We start from the raw sequence: 26242 nt of genomic DNA, 5'->3' as shown, positions 1-26242 counted from the left end.
GCATATTCATTAACAATTATAAAATTCATTTCATCAAAACCATTTTCTTAATATCAGTGAAAACTTTATTGTGTCCTGATCTTGCATTGAGTTTTAAGAAATAAATTCCGCTTGAGACTTTAGAATTTTGATTATCAATACCATTCCACTCTTCTTCATAAATGCCAGGTTCAAAAATTCTTTCGGGGAATTCATAAATTTTTTGTCCGAGTATATCATAAATTTCAATTATTACATTAGCTTTTTCAGGCAGAGAAAATTTAAATTTTGTTGAAGGATTAAACGGATTAGGATAATTCTGGTATAATCTAAAATTATCGACTATAATCCGCTCTGGATTTTCAATATTTGTCATAATGTAGGGTAACCAGCCGAAGGCGGCTGGAAAATTTGCAGGATTTTCTAAACCGAGTAAAGTTGTAAAATAGATTCTGTTTTCATTGCTGGAAGGATAAAGTTTAATTGTTCCTATATACGGATGACTGGTTCTAAAATTGAAAATATTTGATATGATACTTAAGTCATACTCTACTGGATTAGAAAAATCATTAATTGAATTTGCATAATATATTTTAGGATGGACATTATCACCTGCTATTAAGTGAACGATTCTATTTTTATCATAAGCTGCATCAATATAAAGCCTAGATGATGCTTGTGCAGGAAATGAGAGAAACTTTTTTCTAAATATGAAATTGTTATAGTGAAATTTGTAGTAGTAATAATCATAACTTCCACTTGAGGAGTAACGTTCTGGATTAAAAACAAAAGCATTATTATTATTATCTACTGCGAGCACAGGAGGCCAGCTGCTTGGAAATGATATGTTAAATTTGTTGAAGTTATTATTATAATTACCAGAATACAGGCTATAATTGCCATATCCTGTTTTAGCGAGTATATAAACAGTATCTGTTGAATAAGCTCGCACATTAACAAAGAAGTAATAACCATAAGTGATAGTGTCAACGACTATAGGAGTTTGAAATAGACCTGTAGAATTGTTTGTATAGAATAGTTTATAATCGAAGCTGTAAACACAATGAACCACACCATTTTTGTCTATATCAAAATCATGTTGAGAGTAATTGTATGAAAGAGTATCGTTTGAAATAATTTGTTGTATCCAGATCCCTGGAGAAGTTTCTCTTGTAAGATAAAGTCTTCCAAACTTTTCCGTTCCGGCTATAAATTTAATTGTATCAATGGTCATAGAAAGAATATAACTTAAACCATTTTCGTCAAATTTAAATTTATATGGTTTGTTAGATGGATTAATTTGCGGAAATTCAAATTTTAAAATTTCGCTTTCTTTATAGTTAGAGAGCAGTTCACTGTTATCATATTTAATGGGGAAAAAGTAAAATCTACCATGGTTAACATCAATTGAGTCATATTCAATAGATTTTGCTAAGTAGAGTCTATTATTACGATATAACCAAAATTGATTTTCACCGGCCGCAACCTCGAAATTTCCAATTGTAATTATATACTCATGATAAATGCTATTATTTTCAATTCTCAGTAATGTTGAACCAATGCTTTTAAGTGCATTAGTAAGTGTATTAGAAAATAAAATAAACGCTTTATTTAAGTTCAATACCCCGAGACTAACTGGTAAAATATTAATTTGAATTGAACTATCTGGTCGGTAAGTCAAATTTTGACTTGTAATCTGAATTTGGCGATACGGAGCTGACCCCGAATTAATAGGTAGATTTTGAGCAGTGTAGACATAATAATAAAGATTATTATTCAATTGATTTATGAAGTAAATATTATTTGAATTGTCGATGTATAAATCTCTTATAGATAATTTTTTATCTAAGATATTGTAAAATCTAAATTCTGCGATTAACCAATTAATATATTGGTCATTATTATTTGCAAGTGGTAAGGTTAAATAATATGGATCCCCATACATTGTTAGCACAAAAGTTTGGGTTAATAAATTATCCACAATGCCGTTACTATTTACTTTGAAAGTATTATATGTTACTTGTACGGAATCCAAAAAATTTATGTTTTTAGTATACAGAACATAAAAAAAGAGATTTTTATTTGCTGAATACTCTAGATAATCTAACCTGTACGGTGAAGTGTTATAGGGCGATAAATCAATGTTGTTTTCAAATTTATTCAGATTTGATGAAGTGGGATTTATTAATTGTATCCATTTAAGAAATGGTCCTTGACGATAGGCATAGTTTACAATTAGTTGGTTATCCGTCGTTCTCAATACACGAACATATGTTTGAAATGCACTATCAGCAGGTGTTGTTGAAACTACTACAGGGATACCATTACTGGAATTTATATAGAATAAAGACTTATACGAACTTTCTTCGATAAATCCAGCAATGTGAAATACACCGTTAATATCAATATCAAAATCCCATACTATTAGCCCCCACGAAGGGATTTGGCAAATGGGTAATGGAGCGTATATTTTATTTTCAGTAATCTTTGTTGCATATAATCTTCTATCAACACCCAATGATACAATATAGGAATTACCGTTTAAGTCATTTTTAAATTTAGAGCGTATATCGTTTGTAACAAGTGAAAGATAATTACCATAACCTGTTCCGAATACATTTATGTTTTGTGAAAGTAAAAAGGAGCAGGTTATAAAATAAACGATGAGAAATAATTTTGTTTTCATTTTTTCTCTCCGTTATGATTTTGAATTTTAAGTTTTTTAAGATGCCTTTAATTAACAAACCTCATTTAAATATTAAAAAATCAAAAAAAATTTTTCAATGAAAGAAATAAGCTGTTCTTTGGGGCCAAAAAATAGTCAGTTAAATTTAAATGACTTATAAAAAATCTAAATTGCTTCTGAGAGTTATCTGATGAAATGGTTTTTACTATTTAAACTTAAAATTTCGAACATTCTCTTATCTCTAAAAGAATTTTTCTTAGATCAAAATAATTTAGGGTTTTCTATTATCTAATTTTATTGCGTCTAACTCTTGTTAATAGGTACTTCCTAGTATAAGTAGAAATCAACCCCCCCTTGATATTTCTGCTTAAAATAATTGAAAGAAGTTAATTTTTTTAATAAATCATTTTTGAATACGTTCAGAGTAATTTTACAATTACTTAATCTAAAATTTACTTAGTGTTAACCTTTTCTTAACAAGTCACCTTTAGCTTGCAGGCAAAACCAAGGAGATAAAAATGAGAAATAAAATCAACCAAAAGTTAAAAAGTTTTATGATATTTCTTGTAACCGTTTTCTTAATATTTTTCCAGGTTGATCTTTTCTCTCAGAATAAGGGAACGATTACTGGTATTGTTGTAGATGAAGTGACTGGAGAAGCAATTATCGGCGGTAATGTTTTGATTGAAAATACATTCATTGGTGCCGCAACAGATCTTAATGGAAAGTTTACTATAAAAGAAATTGAAACTGGTTTATACAATATTAAAATAAGTCACATTGCATATCAGACAAAAATAATCAGGGATGTAAAGGTTGAAGCTAACAAAACAACTGAATTAAAAATCACATTAAGCAACAATATTATTGAAACGCAGGAGGTAGTTGTAGCTGGTAAAGTTGATAAATCTTTTGAAAGTGCCTTACTTAATCTCAGAAAGAATTCACAAAATATAATGGATGGCATCAGCTCTGAACAAATTAGAAAAACAACCGATGGGCTGACAAGTGATGTTTTAAAGCGAGTAACCGGAGTTACACTAATTGAGAATAAGTTTGTAAATGTTCGAGGCACGAGCGAGAGGTATAATGTCGCCCAATTAAACAATACAAATCTGACAAGTACAGAATCAGAGAAAAAAGCTTTCTCATTTGATCTACTTTCAGCAAGTTTAATTGAAAATGCAAATGTAATTAAGTCTTACACGCCTGATCTACCAGCTAACTTTGCAGGCGGAGTAGTTCAATTAAATACTATAAGTTTTCCAGAAGATTTGAAAGTTAATTTTAATTATTCTTCATCATATACTGACAATACTACATTAAGAAGTTTCTTTACATATCCTAATGGAACTAATTTCTGGGGATTTGATAACGGCAGCAGAGATCTTCCTTCTAATTTCCCTCACGATTTGACTAAATCAGGTTTGGCTCGAAACGAAATAAATGAACTGGCAAGAAGTTTGAAAAATGTTTGGTCACCAAATACAACAAGGGCACCATTAAATCAGAGCTTTTCATTTATGATTGGAGATGGGGCAAAACTTATTGGTCAGCAGTTTGGTTTCTTAGTTGCTTTCAATTACAAGAATGATTATAAAAATTCTTTTTCAATACTGAACGAATATGAGTCGAGCGGTGAAAAACGGTTTGAGTATTCTGGAAACAGATCTCAACTGTCAAAAAACATTGGAGGGCTTTTTAATCTTAGTTACAAAATTTCAGGTAATCATCAGTTTAGCTTGAAAAATCTTTATTCTCATACATCAGATGATGAAGTTTCACAATTACACGGTTACCAATATTCCGACGCGGGAAAAGAGCAAAAACAAACCGCTCTTAGATACATTGAAAGAGATTTGATTTCTACTCAATTAAGTGGGGAACATTACATCGCTTCATTGAATGAATTAAAAATAGACTGGAAGATTTATCTTAATAATTCAAGAAAAAATGAACCGGATTATAGAAGAATTTATTATGCAAGAGATATTGGTGAAGATTTACCTTTTGCCGCTGTTTTAGGTTTTCAGCCAAATCTTAAAAATAGCGGAAGGTTTTTCTCAAATCTTTATGATAAATCACGAGGAATATCATTTGACCTTAAAACAAAATTTTATTCTACAAAATTCAAATTGGGTATCTCTTATGATAAAGTAAAAAGAGATTTTTCATCTCGATTAATTAGTGTAATTATCAATGCACCAGGTAATGGGTTTACCGATTTCAGCTTATTGTATCTTCCTTTAGATAAAATTTTTGAATCTGAGAATTTCAGACAGAATGGATTTTCAATAGACGAATATGTTAATGGAACTAATAATTACTCTGCATCAGAAGAGATTTTCGCCAGCTATGCAATGACCGAAATTCCTGTGAAAATACTTGAACGAGATTTAAATATTATAAGCGGAGTAAGGTTAGAAAATGCTCTTCAAAAAATTAATTCGATGGATCTTAGTGGACAGATCCCAATATCAAATCATTTGAAGAAAATTGACTTGCTGCCATCAATCAATCTTCTTTATAAATTAAATGATAAGACCAATCTAAGATTATCTTACAGTCAAACACTAAATAGACCTGAACTAAGAGAACTTGCTCCGTTTGCATATTTCGATTTTGCAACTCAAACATCATTGCGTGGTAATCCCGATTTACAAAGGTCCTTCATTAAAAATTATGATTTAAGAATTGAAAGTTTTCCTGGCTTAGGGAAATTAATTTCAGCCAGCTTGTTCTATAAAAAGATTTCAAATGCAATAGAAAAAGTTGTTGTAACAGGCAGCGCACTCGGTTCTGAAAGAACATTTATGAACTCCGATGAAGCAAAAGTTTATGGTTATGAAATTGAAGGAAGATTTTCTTTTGGATTTATTAGTGATTATTTAGAAAATCTCTCTATTAATGGAAATTATACAAGAATAAAGTCACTCGTTAATGTCAAAGGAACCGAAACAACAATAGCAAGAGAAAATAGACCACTTCAGGGACAATCACCTTATGTTATCAATTTAGGTTTATTCTTTGTTGAACCAACACTTGGTACCTCACTCTCGGTTTTTTATAACCGCATTGGCGAAAGAATTGTAGAAGTTGCAACAGCATATCAAGACGATATAATTGAAAAACCGCGTGATATAATCGATTTGAAAATTTCACAGCCTCTATTTTCAGGATTTAGCTTAAGTTTTGGTATTAAGGATATCCTTGCTAAAGATGTTGAGTTTGTACAGGGTAACTTGCCGGCAAGAGTTATAAAAACAAACTCAACTTACTCATTAGGAATAAGTTATAAACTAAATTAAGGAGATACTCATTTATGAAAGTAAATACTTTACTTTTAAGTCTTGTTTTATTTTCTATTAATCTGTTTGCTCAACTCGCACCAGTTGATAGTGTAATAGAAGGTAATATTAATTCTAATGCATATTTATCGAGCACAAAGAAATATTTGTTTCGTGGTTTTGTTAATGTTAATCCTCCTGCTGTATTAACAATCGAACCAGGAACAATTATATATGGTGAAAAAGATTCAAAAGGAACTCTAATCATTAATCGTGGGGCGAAGATTATTGCAAACGGAACAAAAGAAAGACCAATAGTTTTCACAAGTCAACAACCCGTGGGGCAAAGGGGACCCGGTGATTGGGGTGGGATTATTATTGCTGGCAATGCTAGAATCAATGTACCAGGTGGAACTGCAACAATCGAAGGAGGAACAGGAACGATTTACGGTGGTGGGGCAAATCCAAATGATAACGACAATAGTGGGATTTTAAGATATGTACGTATTGAATTTCCGGGAATTGCTTTTCTGCCTGATAATGAAATAAATGGGTTAACACTTGGCGGTGTCGGTCGAGGCACTGTCATTGAATATGTGCAAGTAAGTTATTCAGGAGATGATTCTTTTGAATGGTTTGGTGGAAATGTTAATGCAAAATATCTTATCTCTTATAAAGGAGTTGACGATGATTTTGATATGGATTTCGGATTTAGTGGAAATCTACAATTTGGACTTGCAATTCGAGATCCTAACATTGCTGATATTTCTGGTTCAAATGGATTTGAAACGGATAATGATGGAACTGGCACATATAACATACCAAGAACTTTGCCCGTGATTTCTAACTTTACAATTATTGGTCCAATGCCTGATACTTCTTTCACACAATACAATCCAAATTTCAGAAGAGGTGCACATATCAGAAGAGCTGCACAAACTTCAATTTATAATTCAATTGTGATGGGATTCCCCACCGGTTTGTTGTTGGATGGTTCAGCAGTTCGTAATTCAGCAACCGGCGATACGCTTCAAATAAGAAACTCAATATGGGCTGGTTTAAGAGCTGGTAATGGAATTATTACAAATCAGAGTGGTTTTGATGCACAAGGTTGGTATGACAATCCAACCTATGGTAATCGAAGATATGTCCAGCCATCGAGTGTTGGTTTAATTGATCCATTTAATCCAACCAATCCAAATCCAGTTCCTGCAATCAACTCACCTGCAGCAAGCGGAGCCAGTTTTAACAACCCAAGATTATCTTCCTTCTTTACACAGACTACTTATGTTGGTGCATTTGATCCGAACGGACTAAGATGGGATGAAGGATGGACTAATTATAATCCACAATTTACTAATTACACAACGGGAGTTGAGGAATTTGATCTAGGAACTAAAACATTTGAGCTTTTCCAGAATTATCCAAATCCTTTTAATCCATCAACAAATATCTCTTTCATTCTTCCAGAAAGTGGAAAAACCACTTTAAAAGTTTTCAATTCGGTTGGTCAAGAAATTAAAACATTGATTGATTCTGAGCTTGAAGCTGGCAAATTGTACAATCTGAACTTTGATGCTTCAAGTTTACCGAGCGGAATTTATTATGCTCAGCTCAAGCAATCTAAAAATTCTAAGGTTTTAAAAATGGTATTGATTAAGTAACATTTCCTTGGTTGATATTACTGTGTCCCTCTTCAGTGAGGGACACGGTAATCTTATATTTTTGAATTTGAGAGTTCTTTTCTTCCCCACAAAAAATGAATATCCCTTCTTTTAATTTATTTTCAGTAATGAATTTCATAACTTTAATTATGAACTATGTTGGAAAAATAGTTATTGTTTTTGCCTTTTATCTTTCAACATTATCTGCTCAAACTACAAGCATTTCAGGATTGGCAAGAGTCATTATGGTTAAACCATTATCTATTACAGCAATTAATAATTCAATAAATTTTGGAGAGATTATTTTAACAGGCTCAGCTTTTGTTTATAACCTTCATCCTTCGCAGGGAGCCGTTTTCAGAATCGAAGGACATCCTAACAGAAATGTGATTATCTCCTATAACTATACTTCTTTATCAAATGCTCAATGGGTTGCTCAAAATGGTGGGATTGTAGGCTCATTGAATTTTACACCAAATGTTGTCCATACAGGTTCAAGCTCTGTTTATGATTTGCCAGAACAAGTAGCCAATGGTGGTTCATATCAATTGCCTGCAGTAAATAGAACAGGAATTCTTTATGTCTGGGTTGGCGGTTCATTAAACATTCAAGCAAATCAACCAATTGGCGATTATACAGGAACATTCAACATAACAGTGACTTATTAAATGAACAAACAAACTTTTTTCTTTTTACTAGTTTTAATCTTAGCGACTTATAATTTATACAGTCAGAATAATGAGCAGATTAATATTTCGGTACAGGCTTCATTAAAACGTGGTATCAGCGTGAGCAGCGAAAATAATGTTCTTGATTTTGGAGAAATTGTTTTATCCAATTCTCAACAATTTTTTACTAAGTCACCAGAAGAAGGAGTAAAATTTAAAATTATCTCTCATCCTGAAAAACCTGTCTTAGTTGATTTCAATACTATAAATCTGATAAATAATCAAAATCAAAGTGGTCCAGTTTTTATACCAAAGATCGTACATACTGGAATAAATACTGATTTTGTTAATCCAGTAGAGATACAATCAGGAGTCTATTACCAACCTCAAAATCAAAACGGAGAAGGAATATTGAATGTCTGGGTTGGAGGTTCTTTGATTGTAAATCAATCAAATTTACAAGGTGATTATTCAGGAATACTCGTAATATCAATAGCTTATTAAACAAGTATGAAAGAAATCAAGCTTATAATTTTTGTAATAACTTTATTGATTAAAACCCAAATAATATTTGGGCAGGTTGTTGTTCAAAAGCTTAGTGATTTAAACTTTGGTGAAGTTTTTATTGGTTACAGTGCAAATGTACCTGATACAGATCCAAATGCTTTAAAAATAAGTTTCTACCATACTTCAACAATTAGAGAGGATTTTCTTTTAACACTTTCTCTACCTAATTCTTTATCAAATGGAATAGATAATGTATCAATAAACTTTAATAATTATGCTTCATGGTCTAAGGTGGATGCAATAACAGGCAGGACATATTTTAATCCTTATTCTCCATTACGCATAAGAAAAATTAAGAATAATCAAAAACTTTATTTGTGGCTTGGAGGTCAAATTAACAGCACGAGCACAATTTCTCCCGGTGAATATACAGGCACCATAGTTATAACAATTGAGGTAATTTGAAATGAAAATATTTCTTTCTGTGATTCTAATTTTATTTTCATCACTAAGTATTTATTCTCAGATTTTAATTTCACCTTATATAGTTTATACAGATCAAAACAATAAGATTGGTAACTTCATCGTTCAAAATGAATCTGAAAACAATTATGAAATTTCGGTTTCATTTACTTTTGGATATCCTGTTTCTGACTCAACAGGACAAATATTAATGAAATATTTTGAAAATGACTCTTCTCAAGCATCTTCGATCAATAATTACATCAGAGCATTTCCAAAAAAGTTCATTCTTCCACCAAAGAAAAGACAGGTTATACGTTTAACAATAAAAGCGCCTGATACTCTACAACCTGGAACCTATTGGACAAGAATAATTACTTCGGCAACTCCTTATTCTGAACAAATTGATACAATGCAATCAGGTATTACTGCAAGAATTAAATTTGTTTTGAATCAGGTCACCACCTGTCTTTATAGAGTAGGTGTTGGAGAAAGCGGTGTAAAAATTTCGAACTTAGAACTCGTCCCTGACTCAGGGAAAACAAATTTGATAGTTGAACTTGAAAGAATTGGTAATTCACCTTTTATTGGGAATTTATTGGTTAAAGTAAAAGACGAGAAAGGAAATATTGTCAAAACATTAAGTGAATATATTCCGCTTTATTACAAATTATTGAAGAAAATTCAGATTGACCACTCAGATTTTGAAAAAGGAAAGAAGTATGAACTAAATATCACCGCCGTTAATACTGAGAAAGAAGATATTCCAGAAAGTTCTATTAAAATAATCTCAGTGCCAGATGAGAAAATACATATTGAGATCCCCGAAAATTAAGTTTTTGATGATTTTGCTTTTATTTCAACTATTTCTAATTCCTACTGTTCTTTTTCCAATTTTTAATTTTCAAGATTTATTAACCAGATTTCCAGGTCTTAATAGACCCATCCAATCTCAATTGGTCATTGATACTGTAAGCACATTGAATCCAACTTTCAACTGGTATAGTGTGAGCAATGCATCAAAATATCAGTTAATTATTAAAGAAGATGAACCCGGCATTGACGATAAATCTATTGCATTAATTCGAACTTTTGAGCTTACAGATACATTCTTTGTTGTTCCGGATTTAGTTTTGCAGGACGGAAAATCTTACAGCTGGAATGTTCGTGCATTTGATGGCAAAAATTGGGGCAACTTTGGTGATGAATTTTACCTGAAGGTGAATTTAAAGAAAAGACAATTTCAAGATAAACCTGTAACAATATCGCCAGGAAAATTTTCTCCTGAAAAAGAAAATATCAAAAATCTAAATCCAGTATTTAAATGGTTAAAACATAAAGATGCAGTTGGCTATGAATTAATAATATTTGAAGAAAGTAAAAGTGGTAAAAAAAGAAAAATCTTTTCAGAAGAAAATTTTGGTTTGATAAAAGATACATTTTTTGTTCTCAAAGGCAATCTTCTTAAACCTGATTTAAAATATGTCTGGCAGATCAGAGCAGTCGATAAATTTAAAAATTCATCACTTTCAGATGAACGAATCTTTTATATTACTTTACCAAAAAAAATAATCGCCCCTGAAGCAATTTATCCCGGTTACAAGGTAGAAAATAAAGAAATAGTTGCCACTACCACACCTACATTTATCTGGAAAAGGATTCCTGAGGCAGAGAGTTATTCACTTGCGATCAGTAAAAGAGATGATAAGGGAAACTATAAACTGATTTATGATACTGAACAATCATTTAAGCTGAAAGACACTGTATTCACATTACCTGCAGGAATACTTGAAAATAATTCATCATATCGCTGGAATATTAAGGCAAACCTCAATGATGGACGATCAATCTATTCTGGCAGATTGTATTTTACAGTCAATGTTTTTGAAACACCTAAATTCGATTTACCTCAAGCAGATAATTTTTCAAGTGATGAAATTGAAGAAATCTTGTTAAATCTTGAGTATGCTGGAGTTGTTAAATCTTTCATTCAAGCTGTTTCTTATAAAGATAAAATTTTTATTTCTCTCACCGATTTGCTTCAAATACTTCAGATACCTTTTACAATAGAAAACGAGAATCTTATCGAAGGAACAACTGATAATACTTCAAACTATTTTTATGTTGACTTACAAAAAAACAAAGCAAAAAATCAATACAGTGAGTTTGATATAAATGAGGACGAAAATATTGTTCAGTATGATCAGAAATACTTCTCTTTAAATTTCATTGAGAAACTTCTAAACCTGAAATTAGACTTCGACTTTTCAAATCTTATTCTTTATGTGAAAAGCGAACGACCTTTGCCAGTCTATAATGAATTTATGCTCAGACAGAAACTTTCTTCTTTTAAATTTCCAAAAGAGGAAACTGCATTGCCTTTGTTGTTCACGAGAAAAAGAAGTCTATTAAATGGATTTATTTTTGACTATAGTGTTAATCAAACGATATTAAAAAATCAGAGATCGAATTTTAATCTAAACACAGCACTTGGTGGGGAATTTCTTTACGGCGATTTTTATTATTCAAGACAGATTTTTAAAACCGCCAATTCAAAAAGTATCATAGAAGATTTTAACTGGAAGTATACACCCGACCCAAATAACTATTTAACTCAAGTAATTATTGGTGATAATTATATTGAAGGGATTAATACCTATACCTATCGTGGAATTAACTTAACCAATGAACCAGTTGAACCGAGAAAAAAACTTGGAACTTATATTTATCGGGATTTTGCAGAACCGCATAGTTATGTTGAGCTTTATTTAAACAATGAATTAATCGATTTAACTCAATCAGACGATAAAAGTAATTTTTACTTTGAGATACCTATTAAATATGGAATGTCGAATTATGAGTTTAGAATTCATACTTTAAAAGGCGAGACAAAATCTTATAGAAAAATTTTTCAAATACCTTACGATTTATTACCTGAAGGTGTCTTTAATTATAATGCAGCTTTTGGAAGATTGCGTTTTACGCAAAACAGGTTAGCTAATATCGAATTTAAGTATGGCTTAAAAGATTATTTGACTTTAAATGCTGGTTCAGAATTTTTAAGCGATACAACCGAAAAGTTTCTCAATTTTTTTGGCAAAAGCACTCTTAGACTTTCATCAAACTTATTTTTTAATGTGTTTTATTCTCCAAAAATTCAATCAAAAATTACTGCAAGTTATGTTCTTCCCGATTATGCTTCCTCTTATTTTGAATACATTAATTATAAACCTCACAAATTTTATAATCTCGCAAGATTAAAAAATTCTTATAAATCAAGTTTCTACTTTCCCATAAAATTTAAATTCAGTGAACTTGGTGTCTTCTTAAATTTTGAAAAAATAGATGCTGAAAGTTTCAAAAGAAACTTCTGGAATTTAAATTCATTTTTTCTGCTGAATTGGGTCAGTTTTAGCGCTGGTTTTAATTATGAAGATTTTAAGACAAATTCATTGCTCAAAAGAAGAGAATTAGTTTTAAGCTCTACAATTAATTTTAATAATGTAGCTCGAAGCATTCCAATCTTAAATAGAAGTTTTTTAAGCTCGAAAACGACTCTTGATATTCTCAAGAAAAAAATTTTTAGTTACTCAATTTTCTATACTGCAACTTTAACAAAAGATTTAAGATTTCAGATTAATTACGAGAATATCGTCCAGATTCCAACATCAAACTTTAATGTCAGCCTTTTCCTTGAATTACCTCAATTCAGATACATTTCTAACTCCAGTGGTAAAGATTTATACAATCATCAATTGAGTGGTTCGGTTGGTTATAGCCCTGAGATTAATCAACTCTATTTCTACCGTGAACCGCAAATAGGCAGAGCTGGCCTTTTTATTGAAGGATTCGAAGATAAAAATGGTAATGGCTTAAAAGATAAAGATGAAGAAAATATTAAAGGCGTAGATTTCATACTCAATTCTGCAGTTTATTCAACTAAACTTAAAAACGATGCAAGAATTTTCTTTGGTTTAAATCCCTATCAAGAATATTCAATTAAATTGAATGAGACGAATCTCAAATCAATAAATTATTCGTTTGAGCATTCGGATTTTAATATCTTGACAGATGGAAATAGATTAAAGGTCATACAATTACCTTACTATGAAACTGGCGAAATTGGTGGAATTGTCGTTCGATCGCTTGATAAAGAAGAAATTCCAATTTCAAATGTCAAGTTGGTTGTGAGAAATTTGAAAACAAATAAAAAATATTTGCTGTCAACTTTTAGTGATGGTTCATTCTATTTTTATGGATTGACAGCCGGAGATTATGAAATTGAAATAGACAAAAATTTTCTAGAAAAATTCTCGTTTAAGTCTGAACCTGAAAAAATTGGTTTTGAAATTAATCCAAGAATTGGCAAGCTAATAATTGAAAATCTCAGGTTTGTAATTAAGTGAAGATTTAAACTTTAGTGAGTGAGAGTTTAATAAATTGAAAAATCAACATTCGGTTAATAACTTGCATTTGTATGATAAAACATTCAGCTAAAAGTGTTGTATTCTTTATCCCTGAGAAGAATTTCCACGATACGGAGTTTTTAATTCCAAAATCCATCCTTGAAAAAAACGGAATACGAGTCTTTATTGCTTCTGAAAATAGAAATCTCTCGATCGGTCAATTTGGTTTGAGAATAAAACCGGATACTTATCTTTTTAATCTTCATCCTGAAAATTTTTCAGCAATAGTTTTAATTGGTGGCTCAGGTTCAAGAAATTACTGGAAGAATAATCTATTAATTAAAACAATTAAGAATTTTTACTCGAAAGGGAAGATAGTTGCCGCTATTTGTGGCGCTGTTGGAATTTTAGCTTCTGCAGAATTGTTGAAAGGACGAAAAGTTACCTGTTTCCCAACAGATAAAGAACAAATTAAATCAACAGGAGCAATTGTAACAGAAAATCTTATTGAATTTGATGATAACATTCTTACAGGTTCAGGTCCAGAATCTGCCGAATTATTTGGCAAGTCACTTGTTGAAATTATAACAAAATCAAAGAGGTATGTATGATTAAACGTCGAAAATCAAGAAAAGTATATGTTGGTGGAGTTCCTGTAGGTGGCGATGCACCAATTTCTGTTCAAACTATGACAAAAACGAAAACGAGTGATATTGAAGCTACTGTTCGACAAATCAAAGAAGCTGAAGAGGCTGGATGCGATATAATTCGAGTAACGGTTAATGATAAAGAAGCAGCTGAAGCAATTAAAGAAATTGTTAGAAGATCTAATATACCGATCGTTGCTGATATTCATTTTAATCACATATTTGCATTAAAAGCCATTGAAGCTGGTGTTGCAAAAGTAAGAATTAATCCTGGTAATATTGGCTCAGAAGAAAGAATAAAAGAAGTATTAACAAAGGCAAAAGAAAGAAAAATACCAATTCGTATCGGTGTAAACTCAGGGTCGCTTGAAGAGGAAATTCTTGAAAAATATGGTTATCCAACAGCAGAAGCATTGTACGAAAGTGCAATGAAGCATGTAAAAATTTGTGAGAGATATGGATTTGAAGATATTGTGATATCTGTTAAATCTACCGATGTTCGATTGATGATTGAAGCATATAGAATGATTGCTGAAAGGACTGATTATCCACTACATCTTGGTGTAACTGAAGCAGGAACTACAAGAGTAGGAACAATTAAATCAGCGGTTGGAATTGGAACTTTGCTCGCCGAAGGTATTGGGGATACAATTCGAGTTTCTTTAACTGATGATCCAGTTAAAGAAGTTGAAGTTGGTAAAGAAATTTTAAGATCACTTGGACTTGCAACTCGAAATGTAGAAATAATTGCTTGCCCAACTTGCGGCCGACTTGAAGTAGATCTATTTACCATTACAAACAAACTGGAAGAAGCTGTAAAAGACATTAAAAAGCCAGTTAAAGTTGCCCTGCTCGGATGCGTTGTTAATGGGCCTGGCGAAGCAAGTGAAGCAGATATTGGAATTGCTGCAGGGAAAGGCGTTGCAATACTTTATCGAAAAGGGGAAGTAGTGAGAAGAATCAAAGAAGAAGAGATTGTTGATGTTCTTCTTGAGGAAATAAGAAATTTTCAACCTGAAAATTAAAGATTGATAAATTTCAAAAATTAAGATATATTGAATGTGAAAGAACTATGATTGAGATAGAGGATAAAGTCAAGCCTAAAATAAAACTTAGTATAAAAATCGGTTAAAGTTTTTAAAAATGCACTTAAAAAGTGCATTTTTTTTGTTTAAAAAAGGAATTATGAAAAATTTAGAAATATTCGGTTTCATTGAAGATTGGGCGCCGAAAGGAATTGCATGGGAAAGAGATAATATTGGATTACAAATAGGTAATCCAGCTGAGGAGACAAAAGGAATTTTATTAACATTAGATTTAAGTCTGGATGCTCTGGAAAAAGCAATTAAAGAAAAGTGTAATTTGATAATTTCCCATCATCCATTATTCTTCAATCCTTTGAATAAAGTTGATTTATCTTCTGATAAAGGTAAGATAATTGAACTTGCCATCAAAAATGGAATCACAATCTATTCTTCTCATACTAATCTAGATTTCACAAAAGACGGTGTATCGTTTGTTCTTGCGAAAAAACTTGGATTGCAAAAAATTTCATTCCTTGAGAATGCACCTTGTACTCAATATAAGCTTGTCACTTTTGTCCCGGAAACTTATGTCAGTAATTTGATCAATAAACTTTCAGAAGCTGGTGCGGGTGTGATAGGTAATTATACACATTGCAGTTATCGATTAAAAGGTAAAGGAACATTTTTCGGTCTTGAAAATACAAATCCCGCAGTCGGTGTGAAAGGAAAATTGGAAGAAGTGGAAGAAATAAGATTGGAAATGATTTTTGAGAAGTGGAACTTAAACAAAGTTCTCAAAGCTCTCTTAGATAACCATCCTTACGAAGAACCTGCGTACGATATTTATCCTCTTCAAAATCGAAATGTGAACTTTGGTTTTGGTGCTGTTGGATTCCTTCCAGAGAAAATGAACTTAGAGTCTTTTGTGAGTTTAGTTAAAAAGAAGTTAAATGCACCAGTGGTGAAGTTTACTCAGGGTCAGAAAAAAATATTATTCAAAATTGCAGTTTGCGGTGGCAGTGGAAGTGATTTAATCTCCAAAGCCATTTCGGAAGGATGTGATGCTTTCGTTACAGCTGATATTAAATATCATACTTTCCTTGATTATGGTGATAAAATTTCTCTTATCGATGCGGGTCATTTTCATACTGAATTTCCTGTTTTAGATGAGCTTGAAAATCGATTACAAGAGTTTCTTCGTAAGAACAGGATTAAAATTAAAGTTCTAAAGTATCGGCAGAAGGAAAAAATTAAAAGAATTTAAAATTGAGGAGATAAAAAATTGAAACAAAGATTAAAATTATTGTGGGAACTCCAGAAAATTGATACCGAGCTTGATAAGCTCGATGAGCTGAGAGGGGAATTACCACGAGAAATTGAATTGCTTGAGTCAAGATTAAAAACTCTTAAAGATACAATTCAAGAGAAAAAACGCGAAAAAGAAAATTCTCTCAAGAAGAGAGAAGAGAACGATGACAAAATAGCTGAGTCGAAAGCTAACTTAAAGAAATACAAAGCTCAGCTTTTGCAGGTAAAAACAAATAGAGAATACGATGCTCTCACAAAAGAAATAGATTTTACGGAAGAATTAATTCAAAAGCTCGAGCAGGAAAATAACTCTCTCGCTGACTTAAGTAAAAAACTTACTCAAGAAATCGAAGAACTTGAACCTGAGCTCGATGAAATTGAAAAAGAATTAAAAGATAAGAAGAAAGATTTAGCTGAAATTGATAAGGTTACTGAAAAAGAGAGAAAAGAGCTCGAGCAAAAAAGAGAAAATCTTGTCGCAAAAATTACGAGAGCCGATTTAGCTCTTTATACAAGAATTCGTGAAGCAAAAGGAAAAGCAGTTGTTACGATAAAGCGAAATGCCTGCGAAGGCTGCTATGCGGTAATTTCTTCTCAAAAGCAGCTCGAAATTAGAAGAAATGATAAAATTTATACCTGCGAATCTTGTGGTAGAATCCTCATCTCAGCTGAAATAGAAAATCTTTAAAATATAAAAAGGTGAGTAACTGCTCTTTTGAGCAGTTAACTCTCACCTAAAATCCTTTCTTAATTTAATTCCTCTAAGACTTTTTTAATTTTTTCAAACGCCCAATCAATTTCTTCCTTTTCAATAACTAGAGGCGGAGCGAGACGAATTACATTTTCGTGAGTTTCTTTACAAAGTAATCCTTCTTCTTTTAATGCTTCGCAAAATCTTCTTGCGCCGCCTGCTTCAGGCAGAAGCTCAATTCCAATGAATAATCCTTTACCACGAATTTCTTTTATATGTTTACTTTGAATTGTTCTGAGCTTTTCTAAGAAATAATTTCCAAGCTCAAAAGATCTTTCTGGTAATTTTTCTTCCACAATAACTTTTAGTGCTTCTCTTGCAATTGCTGCAGCAAGTGGATTACCACCAAATGTACTTCCATGATCTCCCGGTTTAAATACACCAAGAATTTCTTTCGATGATAAAACAGCTGAAACTGGATAAGCTCCACCTGATAAAGCTTTGCCGATTATGACAGCATCAGGTTTAATACTTTCATATTCGTAAGCAAGTAATTTTCCGGTTCTTCCGAGTCCTGTTTGTATTTCATCTGCAATAAATAAAATGTTTGCTTCTTTACATACATCGAATGCTTCTTTCAAATAACCATCATCAGGTATGATAATTCCAGCTTCTCCTTGAATAGGTTCAACAAGGAACGCGATTGTATTCTTATTTATTGCCTTTTTCAAAGCTTCAACATCATTGTATGGAATGATAACAAAGCCTGGAGTAAATGGACCAAATCCATCTCTGTATTGTGGTTCCGTTGAAAAAGAGACTATAGTTGTTGTTCTTCCGTGAAAGTTATTTGAACAAACAATGATTTCGGCTTTGTCTTCTTCTACACCTTTAAGTTTATAACCCCATTTTCGAGCCATTTTAATTGCAGTTTCCACGGCCTCTGCACCTGAATTCATTGGAAGCATCATTTCATAACCAGTCAGTTCACAAAGTTCTTTTGCAAGCAGTGGAAGTTGATCGTTTCTAAAAGCTCTTGAAGTCAAAGTTATTTTTTCAGCTTGAGTTTTTAATGCATTGATAATTCTTGGATGACAATGTCCCTGATTTACTGCTGAATATGCTGAAAGAAAGTCCATATATTTTTTTCCTTCAACATCATAAACCCATACTCTTTCGCCTTTTGTGATGACAACATCAAGTGGATGGTAATTATGAGCGCCAAACTTTTCTTCAATCTGGATATACTCTTGAGTGGTCATAAATTGCTCCTTTTTTTCTACAAAGATAAGAAATAGGTCTTGATGAATTGAATTGAAGAAAATTGATTTAAAATAAAAAAGTCTCCTTCTAAAAATTTCTTTTGAAGGAGACTAAAAATCAGGGGAGATAGATTGTTTAGATTTTTGCTAATTCGTCTAAAGTTTTAACTTTAACGAAACGGTTTTTGAACTTGTAGGATTTTTTCTTTTCGTCAAAATAAGCTTCGACTATTTTTACATTGATCAATTCATCTTTTTTCTTCTGTGCTTTAGCAGCTTTATCAGCAAATGATGATGTCTTAGCCATAATTTCCTCTTAAATTAATTTTGCTGTTCTTAAAAAAATTTTTTCGGAGTGCAATATAGTCCAAAGTTTGAAAACAAAAAAGAAGAAAATGCAGTTTTTTAATACTTAATTATTGCCAATTGATGATTGTTTTTCAAATCTGAATTAAGATTCTTAATTGTGATAAAAAATGAATTATCAACATTGTCAAAAATTACTTTTTTTGATTAATTTTAGGTAATGCACTACGAATAAAAGTGGAATAATTCTTGAAAATTTATAATTGTCAAATTATTGACTAATAAAATAGAAGAGAGAATATGAGAAAAATCTTTACTCTTTTACTTGCCTTATTCCTTCCAATCTTTGCCCAGAATTTTAATGGTAGAATTTCTTCAACTTTCTATACTTTTGAAAGAGCTGAATCAAAAGATGTTTCAAATAAGTTTTTAAGATCTTATCAATACGGGCAATTTAATCTCAATAAAGATTGGTTTACATTAAGAACTACCCTCATAGTTGAGCAGGATTTAATCAAAAAGATTAAGTATGATCCAAGAGTGCGTTTATTTAATCTTTATGCCGAGGCTCGTGATATCTTGAATATTGCAACAATTAAAATTGGTAGACAGCCGTTATATCATTCGGTTGCCAGTGGTCTTTTTGATGGTGTAAGTTTGGATCTCAAATATTGGAAATTAAAATTGAGTGGTTATTATGGCGGGAATGTTCCTGCTTATCAAAAATTTGGTCTGATTTCTGACTGGGGAAATAATTATTTATTTGGCGGTAAGTTACAGGGTCAATTTGGAAATTTGTTTTTAGGAATTGGATATCTCAATAAAAATTATAATTCGGAAAATTACTTAACAACAAGACTTGATGAGAACTTAAACCCCATAACTGTTCTTGTTCAACCAGGAAGCACTCAATTTGAATTTGTTAATGCTGAAGCTGGTTATGATTTGAATAAAATTTCATTAAACTCAAGATTATTCTATGATTTGAATTTTGACAAGGTTTCGAGATTTGAATTTTCGGGAGATGCAAATCTTTTCAGAAACCTTAGTTTGAATTTATATTACGCTTATCGAGAACCTTTGATCAGATATAATTCATATTTTACAATTTTTGAATCTGTCGTCCAGAATAATCAAGAGATTGAAGTTGGGTTGAATTATAGATTGAATAGTTCGATTAGTTTTACGGGGAAATATGGACTTGTTAAATATAGTGATGATAATTCATCAAGGGTTTCGCTGGGGGTTGTGACTCCTTTTGGAATGGTTTCTTATGCAAAGAATTTTGGTTATGCCGGCGAGTTGGATGCTGTTTCTCTCTATTCGAATTACAGATTGTTTAACGGTTTGATGACTCCGTCACTTGGATTAGGTTATTCGAGTTATAAACTTTCTTCATCAAGTCTAAAAAATTCAACTCTTTATTTTTTAGCTGGAACAAACATTCGACCCTGGAGAATTCTCTCGTTTGACCTTCAGGCTCAATATCTGAATAATAAAATCTACAAAAATGATTTCAGATTTTTATTCAAAATAAATTACTGGTTTAATACAAACTTAAAAGTGTTGTAATATGAAAGTAAAAAATTACTACTTTAGTTTTGGAATAATCTCGCTCTTATTCCTTTTTATAACAGCTTCGCAATCTTTGCCTAATTTACTTGGTGAGAAGAAAACAAATAAGGACATAATTAAATTCTCCCATCGAATTCATGAGTCTGTTGATTGCGAAAGCTGTCATTCGGGAGTAACCGAAGCCACAAGTTTATCAATGAGATTATTGCCAGTAAAAGATGATTGTGCCAGCTGCCATGATGTCAATGATACCGATGGATGCAATACCTGTCATTATGAGAATGTTCAAGAGCCTTTAATTCAAAAGAAATCAGAATTAATTTTTAATCATAAATCTCATCTTGAACAGGGAAAGAAATGCGTTGATTGTCATAAAGGTTTGACGGAAGTTGATTACAGCTTTGAATCGGCTCTAGTTAATCCTAAGATGGAAAATTGCTACACCTGTCATAATGATAAAAAGAATGTAACCAATGCATGCGAAGCCTGTCATATTACAACGGCTAATCTCATTCCAGCTGACCATCAAAAAACAGATTTTGTCAAGTTTCATAAATTCCTTGCTTCCAAGCCAAATGCAAATTGTGTAATGTGTCATGATAATAATTCCTGTGAAAGCTGTCATGTTGGAACAAAAGTTCTAAATGAATCGAATGCACCGAACGATTTTTATCAACCATTTGTGCCTGATAATTTTATTGATGGAACAAAACAGCAGCAAGTCACTCGAGTTCATGATTTAAATTATCGTTTTACTCATGGAATGGATTTGAAAGGTAAGAACGCACAATGTCAGACTTGCCATGAAATAGAAACTTTTTGTGTGAATTGTCATAGTGCAACTGGTGGAGATATTTCATTAGGAGGAGCGCTACCGTCTTCTCACTTATCACCAAACTTTGTGAAGTTTCCTGGTACTGATGGCGGAGAACATGCAAAACTTGCAAGAAGAGATATTGAAAGATGCATTTCTTGTCATGATGTGCAGGGACAGGATCCAGTTTGTATTACCTGTCATATTCCAAAGAAATAAAAAAGTGAATGAACTATGAAAAAGATAATTTTACTTTATTCAAGTTTGTTATTTCTCTCAATAGCATTTATTTCGTGCAGCGAAATAAAATCGGATATTACAACACCAGCACCAATATCTTTACACAAAGAGGGTGTGAATAATCCTTCATCGCCCAATTTTCATGGAAAGTTAGTCGCTCAGATGAACTGGGATTTGAAATATTGTCAACAATGCCATGCCGTAAATTACACTGGCGGAACTGCAAATGCTTCCTGTCTTGAATGTCATAAACAACCAGGCGGACCTGAAGCTTGCAATACCTGTCATGGTGATTTTGCAAATCCATTACAAATTGCGCCGCCGAGAGACTTGAGCGGAGGAATTTCTGAAACTTCTCGTGGAGTTGGTGCACACACGAAACACTTGGGAGGTCAATCAATAGGCAGTGCTGTGGAATGTTCTGTGTGCCATACGATTCCGCGAGGTTTTTCTGATGCGGGGCATATTGATGGAAGTCCCTCGGCGGAAATTATCTTTACTGGACTTGCTGTGAAAGGTACTAGTCCAACTAATCAACCAGTTTATAATTACAATCAAATTTCCTGTTCTAATACTTACTGCCACGGCAATTTTAGATTTACAAAGTCTGAAAGTTCTTATCCATTTGCTTATACTCAAGATGCAATGATTGGAAACAACTCGAATCCTATTTGGAATGTTGTTGATGGAACATATTTGAAATGTAACAGCTGTCATGGTAAGTCCGAAACTGATCCATCGCCAATTGGTCATATTAATTCATCTTTAACAGACTTAAATAATAATCCTTGTGCTAATTGCCATCCAGGAGTTGTTGATTATCAGGGTCGAATTATCGATAAAGAAAAACACATTAATGGAAAAATTAATGTGTTTAACATTGAAATAGAACGTTAATTTTTAAGAGAGGATTGATCCAGGTTCAATCCTCTCAGTTTATTTTTCTCATAATCTTTGTGCTGAGGATGTTTCGAAAGGAAATTCATTTTAGAAATTTTGTAACCCACCTAAAAAATTCCCCGGAGGAAAATAATATGAAACAAAATTTTATTTCATTGCTGATTATTATCTTTTTTAGTGTATTAATTTTTGGTTGCGGTGAAGAACCAAAAACTCCAACAAGTGTTCAACAAGAACTTTCTGTCAATTCCTGTGAAGGTTGTCACACCAACTATGAATACTTGAAGAAGGTTTATTCACCAGATACAGTTTCTGCAGGTGGTGGTTGTGGTGGCGAAATTCCCCACATTGAACCTTATGATCGTGTCTTTATGGGTGGAGATGGATATAGGGCTTTTAAAGCTTCAACACATGGAAAAATTCCTTGCACAAGTTGTCATAATGGTGTAGATAATACTGGCGATAAGCGACTTGCACATTCTGGAGATTTTATAAGACATCCTTCAGAAGAAGCAATGGAAAAATGTGCTTCTTGCCATCCGAGTATTGTTTCAAAAGCTCATAATAATATCCATAATGGCTGGGGTCAAAAGAGTATGGTTGTTCTAAGATATGGTTTTGTATATACTAATGTAAACGATTTACCAGCTAAGTTTGATCAATTACCTTCACAATTAAAAGATGGTTATAAAATTAATTGTGCAAAATGTCACGGTGGATGTGGTGATTGTCATGTGAACCGTCCGAAAGCTGGTGGTGGTGGATTATTGAATGGGCATAATTTCACTAAACCAGATATGCTTAATCAATGTACAGCTTGTCATTCGAGTAGAGTTGCACATGCGTATTTTGGATTGGCACCGGGAAGCACTCCGGATGTTCATCAAACAAAAGGACTTAAATGTTTAAGTTGTCATACGACCGACGAATTACACGGGGATGGAAAGATTTATGATCAAAGATATAAAGTTCCTTCCTTACCTAAGTGCGAGAAATGTCATTCAGGAATTGCAACAAGCAATGCATATCATCAAGTTCATATAAATACTTTCAATTGTAACGTCTGTCATTCACAAAATTATAATAATTGTGGAAGCTGTCACGTTGGTGGTGAGGGTGCGAGAATACCATCATATCAGTCATTTAAAATTGGAATTAATCCAATTCCAGAAACCAAACCATATAAATATGCAACTTTAAGACGTTCTCTTATGGCTCCAGACAGCTGGAGTTTATATGGAGTTTCGAATCTTCCAAATTTTGCTGTTAGACCTACTTATAAATATGCAACACCTCATAACATACAGAGGTGGACCAGCAGAACACAAGTTTCGCCTGGTAAACCTTGCTATGATAATTGTCACATAATAAAAGAAGGAAATACATTTAGAAACAAAGAATTGTATCTATTCAACTCAGACTTGCTTGATTGGGAAAAGGAAGCAAGCAGATCAGTAACTGTGGATGGAAAGCTTCCAGCAAGCTGGGGAGTTAATAATTAAATGTTAAACAAAAAATAGGGAGAAAAATTATGAAGCAATTACAAAAACTCTTAGCATTATTACTAGTTCTAATTCTTGTTTCTTTTACAAATGGTTGTAAAGAAAAATCTTCTGAGCCCGAAACTCCAATTAACGAGGCTCAAGTACTTCTTGAATACCTTGAAGGTCCTGGCGGTGATTACATCAATTCAACAAGTTGTCCAGCAATTATATCAGCAAGTGATGTTTATACTTATTTACAAAATAATCCTTCAAAAATTTATATAATCGATGTGCGAGACTCAGCAACATTTGTTAATAAAGGTCATATTGCTGGGGCGCATAGAGTAGACATTCCAAAAGTTCTGGATCATATTAAAACCTTAAATACTTCTAATTATGATAAAATTGTAATAACCTGCTACGCTGGTCAATCAGCAGGATATGTAACAGGACTTTTGAGATTAATGGGTTATAATAATGTCTTTTCTCTTAAATATGGAATGAGCTCCTGGCATCAAGTATTTGCAGAGGGATATTGGTTAGCAAATATAGGTAACTCAAGAGCTTCACAATTTACAACTCAAGCTGCATCAAAAAATCAGCCTGGAGATCTTCCTTCAATCAATACAGGAAAGAAAACTGGTCCAGAAATTTTAGAAGCAAGAGTAAAAGAACTTTTAACCGCTGGTTGGGATCCTGCAAAAATTAGTCACAGTGGTGTTTTCACAAATCTAAGTGGATATTATATTGTTAATTACTGGCCAGTTGATCATTATAATCAGGGTCATATTCCTGGTGCTGTTCAATACACTCCAAGAAGCGATCTGAAATCCACAACTTATTTGAAGACATTGCCAACAAATAAACCAGTTGTCGTTTATTGTTACACTGGTCAAACAAGTGCTCAAGTTGTTGCTTTCTTGCGAGTTCTTGGTTATGACGCTAAATCATTGATTTATGGAACAAATGCAATGATTTATGATCAAATGCCAGGAACAAGATTTAATCCGAATACAGATATAATGAATTATCCTTATGTGACTGGACAATAACTTGTTTTAAAAAAAGGGAGGAGTGTTTTTTACTCCTCCCATATTTTTTTATAAAATTGATTTGTTAATGGGCTAAAATTTTGAAAATTATGATTAAATTTGAGTAGTAAGATTTTTGAAATTGGAATGGTTAATCCAAACAAAAAGTTTTTTAACAACAAATTTTAACAAAATCGGAGGTCAAAAATGAAAAAATTCCTCATATTAACTCTTTTCTTTAGTTTAATTTTGCTCTTTGCTGGATTTAAATTACAAGATGAACCTAAAAAACATGGTTACATAGGTGCCGAAGCTTGCGGTATGTGTCATAAGACTGATAAACAAGGTAAGCAGCTCGATATATGGAAAAATTCAGCACATTCAAAAGCCTATCAAACTTTATTGACCGAAGAGGCTGATCGAATTGCAAAAGAAAAAGGTTTTGAAACTCCTGCTGCAAAAACTGAAGCCTGCTTAAAATGCCATGCTTCCGGATATGATGTAGATGCAAGTCTCTTAGGTAAAAAATTTAAGATTGAAGATGGAGTTCAGTGTGAAACCTGTCATGGTCCTGGTTCAGATTATAAGGATATGAAAGTTATGAAGAATCGTGAAGAGGCTGTGAAGAATGGATTAATAATTTATGAAAATTATAAGGACTTATGTGTGAAATGTCATAATCCTGAGAGCCCAACATACAAAGAAATAAATTTTGATGAAGCCTGGGAAAAAATAAAACACCCGGTTCCTAAAAACTAAATTTTATTTTGTAGGGAGGATAAAATGAATAAAGATGAACTCGATGTGACAGCACGGAATTTAGCCGATCTTACCTTCAGACTTCTTGCAAGCTGTCACGAAAAAGAGGAGAGGCTGGCAAAGGCACATAATCTTACTCAAGCAGAATTTAGATGCTTGAAGAGTATGCAGGAAGGTGAAATTATTAATAACCGTGAAATCGCTAATCGTTTAAGACTGAGTGCGAGCAGATTGACAAGAATTATTGATGGACTTGTTCAAAAAGGATTTGTTGTCCGTGAGATTGATCCACTCGATAGAAGAAATATGAGATTGTATCTTTCGCCAAAAGGTGTTGAATTCGTGAAAAAGATGAATGATGATTATACTCAGATTCATAAGGAAATTCTGGAAAATATTGAGCGTGATCAACATGAGCCATTAATTACAGCAATGACTCATCTTCTTTCTGCATTGGAAAAATGGATAAGTAAGAGTTAAAAAGAATTTTAGAGCGAAGCAGTTTTATCTAGAATTTAGCAGATAAAATTGCTTCGCTTTT

The 26242-nt window shown here is 32.5% G+C and carries 21 protein-coding genes; 18 read left to right on the top strand and 3 right to left on the bottom strand.

Going from position 1 to position 26242, the window contains the following annotated elements; genetic code table 11:
- Window positions 1–25 precede the first annotated feature (25 nt).
- A complete protein-coding gene (locus tag HPY57_11315) occupies window positions 26–2665 on the bottom strand; it encodes a T9SS type A sorting domain-containing protein (protein NPV12367.1) in 2640 nt (879 codons plus the stop codon).
- A gap of 554 nt (window positions 2666–3219) precedes the next feature.
- Between HPY57_11315 and HPY57_11310 the strand changes: the two genes are divergently transcribed.
- The 11 genes from HPY57_11310 to HPY57_11260 all read left to right on the top strand — a co-directional run bounded on the left by HPY57_11310 (window position 3220) and on the right by HPY57_11260 (window position 17327).
- Window positions 3220–5973: a TonB-dependent receptor gene (locus HPY57_11310; protein ID NPV12366.1), complete on the top strand. Its 2754-nt coding sequence runs from the start codon at window positions 3220–3222 to the stop codon at window positions 5971–5973.
- A 14-nt stretch (window positions 5974–5987) separates the two neighbouring features.
- Window positions 5988–7616 (top strand): T9SS type A sorting domain-containing protein, encoded by a 1629-nt coding sequence (locus HPY57_11305; GenBank protein ID NPV12365.1) that lies wholly within the window; start codon window positions 5988–5990, stop codon window positions 7614–7616.
- 128 nt (window positions 7617–7744) lie between these two features.
- Window positions 7745–8284 carry a DUF4402 domain-containing protein gene (locus tag HPY57_11300; protein NPV12364.1) on the top strand — a complete coding sequence of 180 codons (540 nt, stop codon included), beginning with the start codon at window positions 7745–7747 and terminating at the stop codon, window positions 8282–8284.
- Window positions 8285–8788: a hypothetical protein gene (locus HPY57_11295; GenBank protein NPV12363.1), complete on the top strand. Its 504-nt coding sequence runs from the start codon at window positions 8285–8287 to the stop codon at window positions 8786–8788.
- 6 nt (window positions 8789–8794) lie between these two features.
- Entirely contained in the window at window positions 8795–9256 is a 462-nt protein-coding gene (locus HPY57_11290; GenBank protein NPV12362.1) for a hypothetical protein, read from the top strand.
- A 1-nt stretch (window position 9257) separates the two neighbouring features.
- Entirely contained in the window at window positions 9258–10088 is an 831-nt protein-coding gene (locus tag HPY57_11285) for a hypothetical protein (protein ID NPV12361.1), read from the top strand.
- Complete coding sequence (locus tag HPY57_11280) at window positions 10054–13659, top strand: hypothetical protein (GenBank protein ID NPV12360.1); 3606 nt, start codon at window positions 10054–10056, stop codon at window positions 13657–13659. The genes HPY57_11285 and HPY57_11280 overlap by 35 nt, the downstream gene beginning before the upstream one ends.
- 71 nt (window positions 13660–13730) lie before the next feature.
- Entirely contained in the window at window positions 13731–14270 is a 540-nt protein-coding gene (locus tag HPY57_11275) for a DJ-1/PfpI family protein (GenBank protein ID NPV12359.1), read from the top strand.
- Window positions 14270–15331: a flavodoxin-dependent (E)-4-hydroxy-3-methylbut-2-enyl-diphosphate synthase gene (ispG, locus tag HPY57_11270; GenBank protein ID NPV12358.1), complete on the top strand. Its 1062-nt coding sequence runs from the start codon at window positions 14270–14272 to the stop codon at window positions 15329–15331. The genes HPY57_11275 and ispG overlap by 1 nt, the downstream gene beginning before the upstream one ends.
- 160 nt (window positions 15332–15491) lie before the next feature.
- Window positions 15492–16595: a Nif3-like dinuclear metal center hexameric protein gene (locus HPY57_11265; protein ID NPV12357.1), complete on the top strand. Its 1104-nt coding sequence runs from the start codon at window positions 15492–15494 to the stop codon at window positions 16593–16595.
- 18 nt (window positions 16596–16613) lie between these two features.
- On the top strand, window positions 16614–17327 hold the full coding sequence (locus tag HPY57_11260; GenBank protein NPV12356.1) for a hypothetical protein: 714 nt from the start codon (window positions 16614–16616) through the stop codon (window positions 17325–17327).
- 59 nt (window positions 17328–17386) lie between these two features.
- On the opposite strand, the gene rocD is transcribed toward HPY57_11260, so the two are convergent.
- Window positions 17387–18592: an ornithine--oxo-acid transaminase gene (rocD, locus tag HPY57_11255; GenBank protein NPV12355.1), complete on the bottom strand. Its 1206-nt coding sequence runs from the start codon at window positions 18590–18592 to the stop codon at window positions 17387–17389.
- 136 nt (window positions 18593–18728) lie between these two features.
- Window positions 18729–18899 (bottom strand): hypothetical protein, encoded by a 171-nt coding sequence (locus HPY57_11250; GenBank protein NPV12354.1) that lies wholly within the window; start codon window positions 18897–18899, stop codon window positions 18729–18731.
- 299 nt (window positions 18900–19198) lie between these two features.
- Here HPY57_11250 and HPY57_11245 point away from each other — a divergent pair, with 299 nt between their 5' ends.
- The 7 genes from HPY57_11245 (at window position 19199) to HPY57_11215 (ending at window position 26181) form a co-directional block, all read left to right on the top strand.
- Window positions 19199–20470, top strand: coding sequence for a hypothetical protein (locus tag HPY57_11245; protein NPV12353.1), 1272 nt, complete (start codon window positions 19199–19201; stop codon window positions 20468–20470).
- A gap of 1 nt (window position 20471) precedes the next feature.
- Window positions 20472–21506, top strand: coding sequence for a cytochrome C (locus HPY57_11240; GenBank protein ID NPV12352.1), 1035 nt, complete (start codon window positions 20472–20474; stop codon window positions 21504–21506).
- Window positions 21507–21521: 15 nt separating this feature from the next.
- The gene (locus tag HPY57_11235) at window positions 21522–22424 is read left to right on the top strand and encodes a cytochrome c3 family protein (GenBank protein NPV12351.1); all 903 of its coding nucleotides are present in this window, start codon (window positions 21522–21524) and stop codon (window positions 22422–22424) included.
- 137 nt (window positions 22425–22561) lie between these two features.
- Window positions 22562–23929: a hypothetical protein gene (locus HPY57_11230; GenBank protein NPV12350.1), complete on the top strand. Its 1368-nt coding sequence runs from the start codon at window positions 22562–22564 to the stop codon at window positions 23927–23929.
- 446 nt (window positions 23930–24375) lie between these two features.
- Window positions 24376–24963 carry a rhodanese-like domain-containing protein gene (locus tag HPY57_11225; protein ID NPV12349.1) on the top strand — a complete coding sequence of 196 codons (588 nt, stop codon included), beginning with the start codon at window positions 24376–24378 and terminating at the stop codon, window positions 24961–24963.
- 186 nt (window positions 24964–25149) lie between these two features.
- Window positions 25150–25701, top strand: a complete 552-nt coding sequence (locus HPY57_11220; GenBank protein ID NPV12348.1) for a cytochrome C554 — start codon at window positions 25150–25152, stop codon at window positions 25699–25701.
- Between the two features lie 24 nt (window positions 25702–25725).
- Entirely contained in the window at window positions 25726–26181 is a 456-nt protein-coding gene (locus HPY57_11215; GenBank protein ID NPV12347.1) for a MarR family transcriptional regulator, read from the top strand.
- Window positions 26182–26242 lie beyond the last annotated feature (61 nt).

This window comes from Ignavibacteria bacterium (genome assembly GCA_013177855.1).
Lineage (GTDB): Bacteria > Bacteroidota > Ignavibacteria > Ch128b > Ch128b > Ch128b.
This window is presented reverse-complemented; position numbering and strand designations above follow the sequence as displayed.